Annotated in this window: 13 protein-coding genes; 10 read left to right on the top strand and 3 right to left on the bottom strand. The window is 59.7% G+C overall.

The features are described from left to right. The first annotated feature begins 26 nt into the window (after positions 1-26). From ACVWVQ_RS03860 to argB, 3 genes are all read left to right on the top strand, one after another. Positions 27-461 carry a BlaI/MecI/CopY family transcriptional regulator gene (locus ACVWVQ_RS03860; protein WP_011433287.1) on the top strand — a complete coding sequence of 145 codons (435 nt, stop codon included), beginning with the start codon at positions 27-29 and terminating at the stop codon, positions 459-461. Next, complete coding sequence (locus ACVWVQ_RS03855) at positions 458-1339, top strand: M56 family metallopeptidase (RefSeq protein ID WP_457506971.1); 882 nt, start codon at positions 458-460, stop codon at positions 1337-1339. The genes ACVWVQ_RS03860 and ACVWVQ_RS03855 overlap by 4 nt, the downstream gene beginning before the upstream one ends. 154 nt (positions 1340-1493) lie before the next feature. Further along, complete coding sequence (gene argB, locus ACVWVQ_RS03850; protein WP_457506969.1) at positions 1494-2432, top strand: acetylglutamate kinase; 939 nt, start codon at positions 1494-1496, stop codon at positions 2430-2432. Here the strand turns inward: argB and ACVWVQ_RS03845 are convergent. Then, complete coding sequence (locus ACVWVQ_RS03845) at positions 2429-3238, bottom strand: hypothetical protein (protein ID WP_457506967.1); 810 nt, start codon at positions 3236-3238, stop codon at positions 2429-2431. The two genes, argB and ACVWVQ_RS03845, sit on opposite strands and share 4 nt — an antisense overlap. Positions 3239-3468: 230 nt before the next feature. Here ACVWVQ_RS03845 and ACVWVQ_RS03840 point away from each other — a divergent pair, with 230 nt between their 5' ends. Beyond that, on the top strand, positions 3469-5337 hold the full coding sequence (locus ACVWVQ_RS03840) for an ABC transporter ATP-binding protein (RefSeq protein WP_457506965.1): 1869 nt from the start codon (positions 3469-3471) through the stop codon (positions 5335-5337). 21 nt (positions 5338-5358) lie between these two features. On the opposite strand, the gene ACVWVQ_RS03835 is transcribed toward ACVWVQ_RS03840, so the two are convergent. Further along, positions 5359-5565: a hypothetical protein gene (locus tag ACVWVQ_RS03835; RefSeq protein WP_041436551.1), complete on the bottom strand. Its 207-nt coding sequence runs from the start codon at positions 5563-5565 to the stop codon at positions 5359-5361. Between the two features lie 178 nt (positions 5566-5743). Here ACVWVQ_RS03835 and ACVWVQ_RS03830 point away from each other — a divergent pair, with 178 nt between their 5' ends. From ACVWVQ_RS03830 to ACVWVQ_RS03820, 3 genes are all read left to right on the top strand, one after another. Beyond that, on the top strand, positions 5744-6115 hold the full coding sequence (locus ACVWVQ_RS03830; protein WP_041436554.1) for a hypothetical protein: 372 nt from the start codon (positions 5744-5746) through the stop codon (positions 6113-6115). 198 nt (positions 6116-6313) lie between these two features. Further along, positions 6314-7825 (top strand): stress-responsive protein Ycf46, encoded by a 1512-nt coding sequence (gene ycf46, locus ACVWVQ_RS03825; RefSeq protein ID WP_457506963.1) that lies wholly within the window; start codon positions 6314-6316, stop codon positions 7823-7825. Positions 7826-7949: 124 nt separating this feature from the next. Continuing rightward, a complete protein-coding gene (locus ACVWVQ_RS03820; RefSeq protein ID WP_414355711.1) occupies positions 7950-8300 on the top strand; it encodes a DUF1257 domain-containing protein in 351 nt (116 codons plus the stop codon). 124 nt (positions 8301-8424) lie between these two features. Here the strand turns inward: ACVWVQ_RS03820 and ACVWVQ_RS03815 are convergent, their stop codons facing one another. Further along, entirely contained in the window at positions 8425-9663 is a 1239-nt protein-coding gene (locus tag ACVWVQ_RS03815; RefSeq protein WP_457506961.1) for a phosphoglycerate kinase, read from the bottom strand. A 48-nt stretch (positions 9664-9711) separates the two neighbouring features. On the opposite strand from ACVWVQ_RS03815, the gene ACVWVQ_RS03810 reads away from it, so the two are divergent. The 3 genes from ACVWVQ_RS03810 (at position 9712) to ACVWVQ_RS03800 (ending at position 12329) form a co-directional block, all read left to right on the top strand. Further along, positions 9712-9843, top strand: coding sequence for a hypothetical protein (locus tag ACVWVQ_RS03810; RefSeq protein ID WP_457506959.1), 132 nt, complete (start codon positions 9712-9714; stop codon positions 9841-9843). A gap of 29 nt (positions 9844-9872) precedes the next feature. Further along, the gene (gene pds / locus ACVWVQ_RS03805; RefSeq protein ID WP_457506957.1) at positions 9873-11291 is read left to right on the top strand and encodes a 15-cis-phytoene desaturase; all 1419 of its coding nucleotides are present in this window, start codon (positions 9873-9875) and stop codon (positions 11289-11291) included. Positions 11292-11450: 159 nt separating this feature from the next. Next, positions 11451-12329: a phytoene synthase gene (locus ACVWVQ_RS03800; RefSeq protein WP_457506955.1), complete on the top strand. Its 879-nt coding sequence runs from the start codon at positions 11451-11453 to the stop codon at positions 12327-12329. Positions 12330-12373: the final 44 nt, after the last annotated feature.

Raw genomic sequence — 12373 nt, 5'->3', positions numbered from 1 at the left:
AGAAATTCCTACACCGGCAAAGGCTCATGTTGCCCAAGCATCGTCCCAAGCAACTGTCGCTGGGCCCTCTGGAGTCGGAAATCTTGGACATCCTCTGGGATCTGGGCAGTGCCAGCACCCGTCAAATCCACGAGCGCATCTTGGCCGATCCGGATCGGGAGCTGGCCTATGCCTCTGTGACTACAGTTTTGCAGCGCTTAAGCCAGAAGGGCTGGGTGAGCTGTGAGCGCCGCACCGATCCCCAAGGGCGGAATCTGCCCATGCTGTGGCGGCCTCGTCTTTCGCGTCAGGAAGCGGCCAGCCTCAGGGCCTTCACCCACCTGCAGCAGTTTTTGGCTGTAGGGGATCCCGATACGGTGGCAGCCTTTGCCGATAGCCTGGATCAGGCCAGTGTGTCCCAGTTGCAGGCGATTGCCGAACGGCTGCGGGCGGCCCGTCAAGCCAGGAGGGATCCGCGATGAGCCACTTGGGCATGTTATTGCTGGGCTTGGGCCTCAGTTGGCTGTGGCGGGTGCAAGTGCGCCTGGATAAGGGGGGCGGGTGGAGCCGACGTTGGCAGCGGGCTTGGATCCACTTCTTGCTGCCCCCGCTGCTGTTGCTGACCACTGCTTTGGCCTTGGCCTGGATGGGGCCGTGGGGACAAATGGCCGGAGCAGGGGGCTGGTTCTGCTACGGCTGTGCCCTGCTGTTGCTGGCCGTGGCCGGCGGCGTGGCCTTGCACTGGATTTGGGAATACTGGCGCTCCTATCGACGTGCCCATCTGCAAGCTCTGGCCCAGGTGGATTTGCATGGCTCTCCGGCCTACGTGCTGGATTTGGAGATCCCTTTTGCTGCCCAAGTGGGGGTGTGGAATGCCCAGTTGGTGGTCAGCCGCGGCCTGCTGGAGCAGTTGGATGATGAGCACTTGCGGGCTGTAATCGCTCACGAAGAAGCCCATCGCCACTACCGCGACACCCTGTGGATGTTTGGGGTGGGCTGGCTGCGACGCCTCACCGGCTGGCTGCCCAACACCGAGGCCCTCTGGCAGGAATTGCTCACTCTGCGGGAGCTGCGGGCGGATCGCTGGGCGGCCCAACGGGTGGATCCCTTGTTGTTGGGAGAGGCCCTGCTGCAGGTGGTGGGCTATGGCGTGGTGGAGCAACCGGCGGCAGCTTGGGTTGGCTTTGCAATGACCGTGAGTTCGGACTCAGGGCAACGGCTGCAGGAGCGTATCGATGCCCTGCTGCAGCAGGCAGAGTCAGGGCCCGTCGATCCCCCGCCCCATTTTTCTTTAATTCGGGGTTGGGCCTGGTTGGGGTTGTCCCTGTTGCCTTTGCTGGCGATCCCGTTCCATACCTGAAGATTGACGGCGATTCCTCAACCAAATTGTCCTTGGGTTGGGGAAGCGAGCTTGAAAAAAAACCACCAGTTGACGCCCAAAGCCTGAGATCTGCTTTGCAAGCAGAATGGGATACTCTAGGTCAGGTTTTCTGGACTTCTAGGGACTTACAGCAGTGCAAACCAACTCTTCCCTTTCTGAGGCGACCGGGTCGGCGTGTGATCCCCTTACGCGGGCGCAGATCCTCATCGAGGCTTTACCCTACATTCAGCAGTACCAGGGCCGCGTTATTGTCATCAAATACGGCGGCGCAGCCATGGTGCACCAAGAGCGACGGGCCGAGGTGCTCCGAGACATCGTCTTTCTGGCCTGTGTGGGGATCCGCCCGGTGTTGGTGCATGGGGGGGGGCCGGAGATCAACAGTTGGCTACAAAAACTGGACATTCCCTTCAAGTTTGTGGATGGCTTGCGGGTTACCGATGCCGCCACCATGGAAGTAGTGGAGATGGTGTTGGTGGGCAAGGTTAATAAGCAGATCGTCCAGCTCATCAGCTTGGCCGGCGGATCGGCGGTGGGGCTGTGCGGGCGGGATGGCAACTTGATCAAAGCGCGATCCCAGGGCCGGGCAGAGATCGGCTTTGTTGGGGAAGTGAGCAGCATCAACCCCCAGTTGCTGCAAACCCTGTTGGAAGGTGGACAGATTCCGGTGATCTCCAGCGTGGCTGCCGATGAGACAGGCCAAGCCTACAACATCAACGCCGATACGGTGGCGGGAGAACTGGCGGCTGCTCTGGGGGCAGAAAAGCTGATTTTGCTCACCGACACCCCTGGCATTCTCCAGGATCCCCAGGATCCCAGCTCCCTGATTACCCTGCTGGACATCGAGATGGCCCGCCAGCTTATCCAAACAGGTGTGGTCAGGGGCGGCATGATCCCTAAGGTGCAGTGTTGCATTCGCGCCCTGGCACAAGGGGTGCGGGCGGCCCACATTCTGGATGGGGGATCCCCTCACTCTCTGCTGCTGGAGATTTTGACCGATGCCGGGGTGGGCACCAAGCTTGTTCCTTCTCAGTTTTCCGCTCAGTTGGAAGGACTGAACAACGGATCCCGCTAAGCTTCCTTGATAAAGCGAAGAATCTCCCGCACATGGCCGAGAAACTGGCTATCCACACTGAGCTGAGCCACAGCTTGGCGGGTCTCTTGGCGCAGTTGGCTGTGGTCTAGCTCGTTGCTGGCCCGCAACTGTTCCAGTTGGGCCTTGAGCGTAGCCAGCTCCTGCCGTAGGTAGCGCCGGGTTTCTTCCTCCTGTTGGGCCCAAGAACCGGGCTTGCCGGGATCCCATTGCTCCTGCAACTGCTCGACTTGGCGTGTCAACTGCTTTATCCGCTCGGCCAACTCGATGGCATCTTCGCGAGGGATCTGGATTTGCCCTTGCAACTGGGCCAAGCGGTCGGCCAAATACTCGTAGCCCCGGATGGCCGGGCGCAGAGCCGTTAACAACACCGCAGCCACGGCGCTGGGGTAGCCAATGGGGGTGACTTGCCCAACGGCCAAGCCATAGAAAGCCAGAGCCGACAGCCCATGCAGGGCAATGGCCACGCGCAACGACCAGCGGCTGAGCTTTTGTAGGAAAGCCAAGGTTGAATCTTCCACCGGGATCCCTCGTTCCTGAGACACAACCGCCTCCTGCTGAACGGCCTTGGCCTGAAAGTAGAGGTTCCAGGGAAGGGTGACGATCACCACCAGCCACCAAAAGCTGGCGATCCCAATGGCCCAATCGGCCAGCTCCCCAATAGGTAGCCCAAAAGCCCGCAACAGGCCAAACAGGATCCCGCCGCCGATCAACAACAGCAGCCCCGCCACCCAAACTGGGAAAAAGATTTTCGAGTAAGACACGGAGTAAGAGGTTGAGTAAGACATTGCCGGTTTCTCCTCATCAAGCTGCCTACAGCCTGCCCGAACCGAGCGGCCAGAAGCTCCTGAAGCGGCCAGTTTTCCGTCCGTCCCAGAGCCATTAGGGGTGCAGCTATAGCCATTCCCAATGGCGAGGAAACCCTTGCGGATCCCAAACTCCCTCTCCCTCAGGGAGAGCGCTTAGAGTAGATCAGTGCTCTCTATGAGTTGTCTTTGTTGTTCTCGGGTGTAAGCCTGTGAGCCTTGCCGCCTCTCCCCCCGATACCGATTTAAGTAGGGATCCCCGCCCTCGGCGAGCCAGCGATTGGCGGCTGCTGCGGCTCCTCTGGCCCTACGCCCGTCGGCACCTCAGGCTGGTGTTGGCGGCCTTGGCCTTTCTGCCCCCTTTGGCCTTGGCGGATGCGGTGCAGCCTCTGATCCTACAGCGGGCTCTGGATGGCCCCATTGCCCGAGCGCTGGAACGAGGTGAGGCCGGGATCCTCTCCGACCTTTGGCCCTATGTGGGGCTGTTGATCCTGACGGTGCTGGTTCGCTGGCTCTTTCAAGCCCTGGAAGGGTATGTCAGCCAAAAGCTGGGGCAATTGATGACTCGCGACATCCGCGACGATCTCTTCGCCCACATTCTGGCCTTGCCGGCTCAGTTTTTCGACCGCACCCCGGTGGGCAAGCTGATCACCCGCATCACCAGCGACGTGGAAGCCTTGGGGGATGTCTTTTCCACCGGTGCCGTCGGCATTGTCAGCGACCTGTTTACTCTGGGGGTGATCGCGGTGGTCATGCTCAGCCAACGCTGGGATCTGGGCTTGCTGCTGATCTTGATCGTCCTGCCCATCAGCGCCGTTGTCCTCGAGTTGCAGCGCCGCTTTCGGGATGCCAACTTTCGCGTGCGCGAAGAACTCTCCAAGCTGAACTCCTGGATCCAGGAGAACATCTTGGGCATTACCGTGGTGCAACTGTTTCGGCGGGAGCGGCTCAATAGCGAGATTTTTCAAACCATGAACCGCCGCTACATCCGGGAAGTGGATCAAACCATCCTTTATGATTCTGCCCTTTCTGCCGTTTTGGAGTGGGTGTCTTGGCTGGCCGTGGCGGCTTTGCTCTGGGTGGGCGGGCAGCAGGTGATGTCAGCCGGTAGGGGCTCAGTTGGAGGGGGATGGACGGGATCCCTGCCCCTGCCCAGGGAACCCCTCACCTTTGGCAGCCTCTACGCCTTTATTCTCTTTTCGCAACGGTTTTTCAACCCGCTGCGGCAGTTGGCGGAAAAGTTCACCGCCCTGCAGGCGGGGTTCACCGCCGTCGAGCGCATCGACGCCATCCTCAGCCTGCCGGTCGCCATCCGGGATCCCGCTCAGCCCCGCCACCTACCCCCCGATGCTAAGGGAGAGGTGCAGTTTGAGCACGTCTGGTTTGCCTACAACCCCGGGGAGTGGGTGCTGAAAGACCTCACCTTCACCATCCGCCCCGGAGAAAAAGTGGCCCTGGTGGGGCCCACGGGAGCCGGGAAAAGCTCCATCATCCGCTTGCTCTGCCGCCTCTATGACGTAACCCACGGCTCCATTCGCATCGACGGTGTCGATATTCGCGATCTCCCCCAAGCCGAGCTGCACCGCCACCTAGGGGTAATCCTGCAGGATGGATTTTTGTTTTCCGGGGATATCCAGCAAAACATCACCCTAGGAGAGAAGGCAGATCTAGCGGCAGTGGAGCAGGTCGCCCGCCAACTCAACCTGCATGACTTCCTCCGCGATTTGCCCCAAGGCTACGCCACCCCCGTGCGGGAGCGAGGCAACAACCTCTCCAGCGGCCAAAAACAGCTCATCAGCTTTGTGCGGGCCATGTGGCGGGATCCCAAAATCTTGGTTTTGGATGAGGCCACGGCCAGCCTGGATGTGGGCACCGAAGCGCTCCTGCAATCGGCTCTAGACACCCTGCTGCGGGATCGCACCGCCCTGATCATCGCCCACCGCCTTTCCACCATCCGCGATGTGGATCGCATCTTGGTTCTGCAGCGGGGGGAACTCAAAGAGCAGGGATCCCATGCCGAGCTCATGGCCCTCAGCGGGCTCTATGCCAGCCTCTATCGGCTGCAAGATCTGGGCGGCTAGCAGGGTGCTTCTGCCCAACCGTCAGCGACTGGCGCCAAAGCGAGACCGAATTGCCTTTAGGGTGGTGAAGCTGGCATCCGCAAACGCGATTCGGGCCTTGCAGAGCAACAAATTGCCGTTGTCCACGGCAGTGTCTCTCAAGCTGGCCAAACCATCGCTGGCCTGCACCAGGGCACGGCGGCCCCAGCTAGAGAAATTTTTGCTGAGGGTGTTGATCAAGCGTTCCATAGGGATTGGACATTCCGCTCCTTGTCTTCCACCTAGCCTACTCCCCCAGCCGCAGGTATCCACAGAGGGCCATCAAGAAAATTGTTTGTTACAGATTGTTAAAAACTTGCCGTCAAGCCGGCAGACTGGCTATGATAGGCCCCAAGTTTGGCAAGCAATTCAAAGAAAGCGGTTAGCCATGAATCATCGGCCAGAGGTAGTGGAAGGCACAGAGTCCAAGCAGAAGGTGACCCTGTATCTCTCACCTGAGCTGCACCGGAATCTGAAGATTCGGGCTGCCGTGGAGCGGGAGCCGATGTCGGCAGTGGCAGAGAAGGCCATTACCTTCTATCTGCTTCACCCAGAGGTCATTGAAGGGGTACAAGGTAGCGCCTATCGTGTCCATCAATGTCCCAAGTGTAGTCACCCATTTGTTATCCGCGATGGAGAGGTGGTTTCCCTGCACCAGACATCGGCTGCCGAAGCCATCCTTGAAGAGGTGGAGCCAGAATACTGGGGATCGGCTGCTGGCTCGGAAGAGCAACGGCAGGATGCTCTGGTACCCTGCTAGAACGCTCCCAAGCGGGCCCCCTTCAGGAACTTGAGCTGATAGGAGCAGACAGCAACACAGAAGGCTTCTAAAATCCTCTCAAAATCCATCCAACAAGGGCGTACTCCCAAGTGCAATCCAATACCTAGGCAACTCGAACCCCATTTTTCAACCGTTCTGGCGGCTCCTGAAATTTCCCCTCTGCAGTTGGTGTTTCCCATGCAAGAGCTAAGCATCCTCATTCAAGCTCAATACCCACTGCTGTACCTGCTTACTCCAGAGGAGGAACGGGCCGAGGCGGCTCTGGCAGCGATTGCCCGCACCCTCAAGCCCCAGCGACGCCTATTCATTTGGACAGTTACCCACGGCATCATCGAATACGGCAACCCCCGCAGCCTCACCCAGCACAACACCCAATCCCCCCAGCCCGCCATCCAGTGGGTAATGGAGCAAAAGGATCCCGCCATCTGCGTCTTCAAAGACCTACATGACTTCTTGGACAACACCGAGGTGAAGCGCTGGCTGCGGGATGCTATTGCCAGCCTGAAGGGATCCCACAAAACCATCCTGCTCATGTCGCCGGTGCAGGTGATCCCGGTCGAGCTGGAGAAAGACATTTGCGTAGTGGACTTCCCCCTGCCGGACATGGCCACATTGGAGCGCGCCCTCAACCGCCAGCTGGAGCAGATCCCGCGCTCTCTGCCTTTGGCTCCTGATACCCGCGAAAAGTTGCTCAAGGCGGCCCTGGGCCTAACGCAGGACGAGGCAGAAAAAGTCTACCGCAAGGCTGTGGTGATGCATGGTCGCCTCACCGAGGCAGAAGTAGACATCATCCTCTCTGAGAAGAAGCAACTGATCCGGCGCAACGGCATTCTCGAGTTTATCGAAGAGGGCGAGACCATCGACGCCGTTGGCGGTCTGGAAGAACTGAAGCGCTGGTTGCTGCAACGCTCTGAAGCTTTTACCGAGCGAGCTCGCGCCTATGGACTGCCCCAACCCAAGGGTATGCTGATCCTGGGCGTGCCTGGCTGCGGTAAGTCGCTGATCGCCAAGACCACTGCCCGTCTCTGGGGCCTGCCCCTGCTGCGTCTGGACATGGGCCGCGTTTATGATGGCTCCATGGTGGGCAAATCGGAAGCGAATCTGCGCAGTGCCCTGCGAACTGCTGAATCTCTCGCCCCTGCCATCCTTTTCATCGACGAGCTGGACAAAGCCTTTGCCGGGTCAGCAGGCTCCAGCGATTCCGACGGGGGCACCTCTAGCCGCATCTTTGGCTCCTTCCTGACCTGGATGCAGGAGAAACGCTCGCCGGTCTTTGTCATGGCCACCGCCAACCGTGTGGACCGTCTGCCGGGTGAATTCTTGCGCAAGGGCCGTTTTGACGAGATTTTCTTCGTGGATCTCCCCAACATCAACGAGCGCATCGAGATCTTTCGGATCCACCTGAAGAAGCGGCGGCGCGACATCAGCCGCTTTGATCTGCGCCAGTTGGCCGCAGCCTGTGAAGGCTTCTCCGGCGCGGAGATCGAACAAGTTTTGATTGCTGCCATGTACGAAGCGTTTGCCCAGAACCGCGAATTTACCCAACTGGACATTTTGGCAGCAACGAAAGCAACTCAACCGCTATCTCGCACCATGACGGAGCAAGTGGTAGCGTTGAGGGAATGGGCCCAGCAGCGGGCTCGGCCTGCAGCGGCCTCTGTAGCCGAGTACCAGCGGCTGGAGTTCTAGGAGGAGGTGAGGATCCAAAGCTACCTTGACAGAAGCAGGGACGGCAGGGCCCAAACCTTCCCCAAAGAACAGTGCCCATTGTTTGTGTTGATGTTCCAACCCCTACACACAGGAGAGAAACACCATGTCTCATTTTAGCACCTTGCGTACCAAGATCACCGATAGCCAAATCCTGATCAACTCTCTGCGCGATCTCGGCTACACCGTTAAGCTGAACGCCGACGTGCGTGGCTACAACGGCCAGCGTGTTCGCGCTGACATCGTGGCTCAGTTGGAAGGCGACTACGACCTGGGCTGGTCGAAGAATCCCGACGGTTCCTACGACCTGATCGCCGATCTGTGGGGCGTGGCCAAGAAGCACAACCAGACCGAGTTGATCAACTCCATCAACCAGAAGTACGCCGTCAACAAGACCTTGGCCGAGGTGAAGCGTCCTGGCTTGAACAACGCCAACGTTAAAGTGGTGATGCACTAAGCCGGATCCTGTCTCGCCATCGCTGCAGCGATCTACACCGACTAAGGCTAAGAGGGGCTGGGTTCAGCCCCTACTTTGTTGATTCGGTTTTTGTGTTGGATGAGCTGTGATCCAAAGGAGAAACCTAGGCTTCCGTGAGGGCGGCAATGCCGGGCAGCACTTTGCCTTCCAATAGCTCCAAGCTGGCCCCGCCGCCGGTGGAGATGTGGGTCATTTTGTCGGCCAGGCCCACTTTTTCCACGGCAGCCACCGAGTCTCCCCCGCCGATGATGGTGGTGGCTCCCGCTTGAGTGAGATCGGCCAGGGTGCGGGCAATGGCTTCTGTGCCCAGGGCAAAGCGGTCGAATTCGAACACGCCCATTGGCCCATTCCAGACCACGGTTTGGCACCCCTGCAGGGCGGACTGAAAAGCTTTTACCGATTCTGGGCCAATGTCCAGACCCATCCAGTCGTCGGGGATCTGGTGGATGGAAACCGTCTGGGCCTGGGCATCTTTGTCAAACCTATCGGCTACCACCACATCCACCGGCAGCAGCAGCTCCACCCCCCGCTCTTTGGCTTTCTCCATCAGGGAGCGGGCGAGATCCAGCTTGTCGGTTTCTACCAGGGATTTGCCGGTCTTGAGGCCCTGGGCTTGGTAAAAGGTGAAGATCATGCCGCCGCCGAGGAGGAGCTTATCCACCTTCTCCAGCAGCCTCTCGATGACGCCGATTTTGCTGGACACTTTGGAGCCGCCGATGATGGCCGCCAAGGGGCGCCGCGGATTCTCGATGGCGCCCGAAAGAAACTGCAGCTCCTTTTCCACCAGGTAGCCGGCCACAGCAGGCTGGAGATAGGCGGTAACGCCGGCAGTAGAGGCGTGGGCGCGGTGGGCACTGCCAAAGGCGTCGTTGACGAACAAGTCCGCCAGTGAGGCCAACTTGCGGGCAAATTCCGGGTCGTTGTCTTCCTCTTCTGGGTAGAAGCGAACGTTTTCCAGCAGGGCCACCTGCCCGTGGGTCAGGCCGTTCACCACTGCCTCGGCCTCGGGGCCAATGCAATCGGGGGCAAAGGCGACCGGCTGGCCCAGCAACTGAGAAAGACGGGTGGCCACGGGGGCTAGGCTATTGCCCTCGCGAGCGATCTTAACCGCGCCTGTCTCTTTGTCTTTTTTGACGGGGCGGCCCAGGTGGCTGGCGAGGATCACTTTGGCGCCCGCTTGGATGAGGGCCTGGACGGTGGGCAGAGCAGCCCGAATGCGGGTGTCATCGGTAATGTTGCCCTGGGCGTCCAAGGGGACATTGAAATCGGCTCGCACCAGCACACGCTTGCCGGCCAGATCAAAGCCGGATGACAGCAGGGATCCCAGTGTTTGTTTGGCCATCGTTGTCTTTCCCCCCGGACTGCGGAAAATCTTTACTTTTTCTTCCGTATGTATCCTACCAGCGATTGGGATCCCGGCAGCGAGACCGATGGGCTCAGGGATCCCCTTGTTCCGCTGCTTTTGCTGGGTCAGCCTTCCGTCTGCCCCTTGGCCCCGGCAATTGTAACGGTTTGCAAATAGAATAAAAATGTTGCTTTGTCGTTACCCTCATGCGTGTTGCCATTGCTGGTGGCGGGCTGGCCGGGCTGGCCTGTGCCAAGTATCTCTGCGATGCCGGGCATCAACCGCTCCTCTTTGAGCGGCGGGATGTTTTGGGTGGCCTGGTGGCTGCCTGGAAAGATGCCGACGGCGACTGGATCGAGACGGGGCTGCACAACTTTTTTGGCGCCTACCCCAACACGTTGCAGCTGTTCCGGGAGCTGGGCATCTCCGATCGCCTGCAGTGGAAGGAACACAGCTTGATTTTCAACCAGCCGGACAAGCCGGGCACCTATTCCCGCTTTGACCTGCCGGATATTCCCGCTCCTTTCAACGCCATTGTCGGCATCTTGCGCAACAACGACATGCTCACCTGGGGGGAAAAGGTGAAGTTTGCCCTGGGGCTGGTGCCGGCCATGATTCGCGGCCAGCGCTATGTGGAGCAGATGGATCGTTACAGCCTCTTGGAATGGCTGCGGCGACAGGGTATTGACGAGCGGGTCAACACCGATATTTTCATCGCCGTTTCCAAAGCCCTGGCTTTCATCAACCCGGAGGAGATCTCGGCGATGGTGCCCCTGACCGCCCTGAACCGCTTTTTGCAGCAGAAGGATGGCTCCAAAATTGCCTACCTAGACGGCGCTCCCCCAGAGCGGTTGTGTCAGCCGATGGTGGACTACATTGTGGCCCGTGGGGGGGAGGTTCATCTAAACGCGGCGTTGCAGGACATTCGTCTCAACCCTGACGGCAGCGTGGCCGGGTTTCGCTTGGCCACCCCCTCTGGGCCGGTGGAGGTTACTGCCGATGCCTATGTCTCGGCCCTTTCGGTGGATGCCCTCAAGGAGCTGTTGCCGCCCCAATGGCAAGGGATCCCCTATTTTCAGCAGCTCCAGGAACTGGAAGGGGTGCCGGTGATCAGCCTGCAGATCTGGTTTGACCGCAAGCTCACCCACATCGATCACTCCTTGTTTTCCCGCTCGCCGCTGTTGAGCGTGTACGCCGACATGAGCAACACCTGCCGTGCCTACGCCGATCCGGAGCGATCGATGTTGGAACTGGTGCTGGCCCCTGCCGCCGAGTGGATTGAACGCAGCGACGAGGAGATCTTGGCCGCCACGCTGGAGGAGTTGAAAAAACTCTTTCCCCAGCACCTCACCGGCCCCAACCCCGCCCGCGTGCGCAAATGGGTGGTGGTGAAAACGCCGCGCTCGGTTTACAAGGCCACCCCCGGCAGACAGCAATATCGTCCCACCCAAGTTACCCCCATTCCCAACTTCTTCTTGGCGGGCAGCTACACCCTACAGCCGTTCCTGGGCAGCATGGAGGGAGCGATTCTCTCCGGCAAATGGGCGGCTGAAGCCATCAACCAAGGGATCCCGTTTCAACCTGCCTCTGTCTCGGCCTCGACTTTGGCAGCAGCGGGGGTCTAGCTCTCCGCCGTCGGCCTCTTTAATAAGATCCTTTGAATCCCTTCCCCCATAACCTCTTCTGGGCTATCCACGGCGTCCGCTTTCCCGTAGTGTTGATATGTGCCCTCGCCGTTTCCCTTCCTTCTCTATCCTGGCCCTGCGCCCCTGGAGATCAGCCAGATGAGTCCGCTTGAGCAATCTTTTGCCCTCTGTCGCCAGATCACGGCCAAGCACGCCAAGACATTTTACTTGGGATCCCTGCTCTTGCCCCGACCCAAACGGCGGGCCATCTGGGCGATCTATGCTTGGCTGCGGCAAACGGACGAGTTGTTGGATGGGCTAGAGGCCAGCCAGGCAGAGGTGGAGGTCACCCGCAGCAAGTTGGAGCAGTGGGGATCCCATCTGGAGTCGCTCTTCCAGGGAGGCGAGCCGCAAGTCCCCACGGACCTTGCTTTGATCCACACCATCCGCACCTACCGCCTCTCCATCGAGCCGTTTCGCGAGATGCTGCGGGGGCAGAGCATGGACTTGGATACGCGGCGCTACGCCACCTGGGAAGATCTGCGCGTCTACTGCTACCGCGTGGCCGGGGTGGTGGGGCTGATGTGCTCGGAGATCATGGGGTTTGTGCCGGGCCGGGATGGCCGCGAGGAGGCGGTGGCGCTGGGGATCGCCATGCAGCTCACCAACATCTTGCGGGATGTGGGAGAGGACGCCCGCCGCGGGCGGATCTACATCCCCCTCGAAGATCTGCGCCGCTTCAACTACTCTGAGCGGGATTTGTTTGACTATGTTATCGACGAGCGCTGGATGGCTCTAATGGACTACGAGATCCAACGGGCCAGACAGCTCTACGCCCAGGCCGAACGGGGGATCCCCACCCTGCAACCCGACTCCCGCTGGCCGGTGGCCGCTTCTCTGATGCTCTACCGGCAGATCCTCAACGCCATCGAGCGCAACCACTACCAGGTTTTTCGCACTCGCGCCTACGTATCCACCCTAAGCAAGGCGTTGGCGCTGCCGGTGGCTTGGTGGCGTTCCAACTACTACGGCTATTAGCCAACGGTGCCCAACCGGAGTGGTGGCAGAAAATCGGACACAAG

Source organism: Thermostichus sp. MS-CIW-36 (genome assembly GCF_054059035.1).
Note: the sequence above shows the minus strand (reverse complement) of the source record. Positions and strands in the feature narration are given on the sequence as shown.

Coding starts and splice junctions, on each gene's coding strand:
- ACVWVQ_RS03860 (WP_011433287.1), top strand. CDS start 27: ATGTTGCCCAAGCATCGTCCCAAGCAACTGTCGCTGGGCCCTCTGGAG.
- ACVWVQ_RS03855 (WP_457506971.1), top strand. CDS start 458: ATGAGCCACTTGGGCATGTTATTGCTGGGCTTGGGCCTCAGTTGGCTG.
- ACVWVQ_RS03845 (WP_457506967.1), bottom strand. CDS start 3,238: ATGTCTTACTCAACCTCTTACTCCGTGTCTTACTCGAAAATCTTTTTC.
- ACVWVQ_RS03835 (WP_041436551.1), bottom strand. CDS start 5,565: ATGGAACGCTTGATCAACACCCTCAGCAAAAATTTCTCTAGCTGGGGC.
- ACVWVQ_RS03830 (WP_041436554.1), top strand. CDS start 5,744: ATGAATCATCGGCCAGAGGTAGTGGAAGGCACAGAGTCCAAGCAGAAG.
- ycf46 (WP_457506963.1), top strand. CDS start 6,314: ATGCAAGAGCTAAGCATCCTCATTCAAGCTCAATACCCACTGCTGTAC.
- ACVWVQ_RS03820 (WP_414355711.1), top strand. CDS start 7,950: ATGTCTCATTTTAGCACCTTGCGTACCAAGATCACCGATAGCCAAATC.
- ACVWVQ_RS03815 (WP_457506961.1), bottom strand. CDS start 9,663: ATGGCCAAACAAACACTGGGATCCCTGCTGTCATCCGGCTTTGATCTG.
- ACVWVQ_RS03810 (WP_457506959.1), top strand. CDS start 9,712: ATGTATCCTACCAGCGATTGGGATCCCGGCAGCGAGACCGATGGGCTC.
- pds (WP_457506957.1), top strand. CDS start 9,873: ATGCGTGTTGCCATTGCTGGTGGCGGGCTGGCCGGGCTGGCCTGTGCC.
- ACVWVQ_RS03800 (WP_457506955.1), top strand. CDS start 11,451: ATGAGTCCGCTTGAGCAATCTTTTGCCCTCTGTCGCCAGATCACGGCC.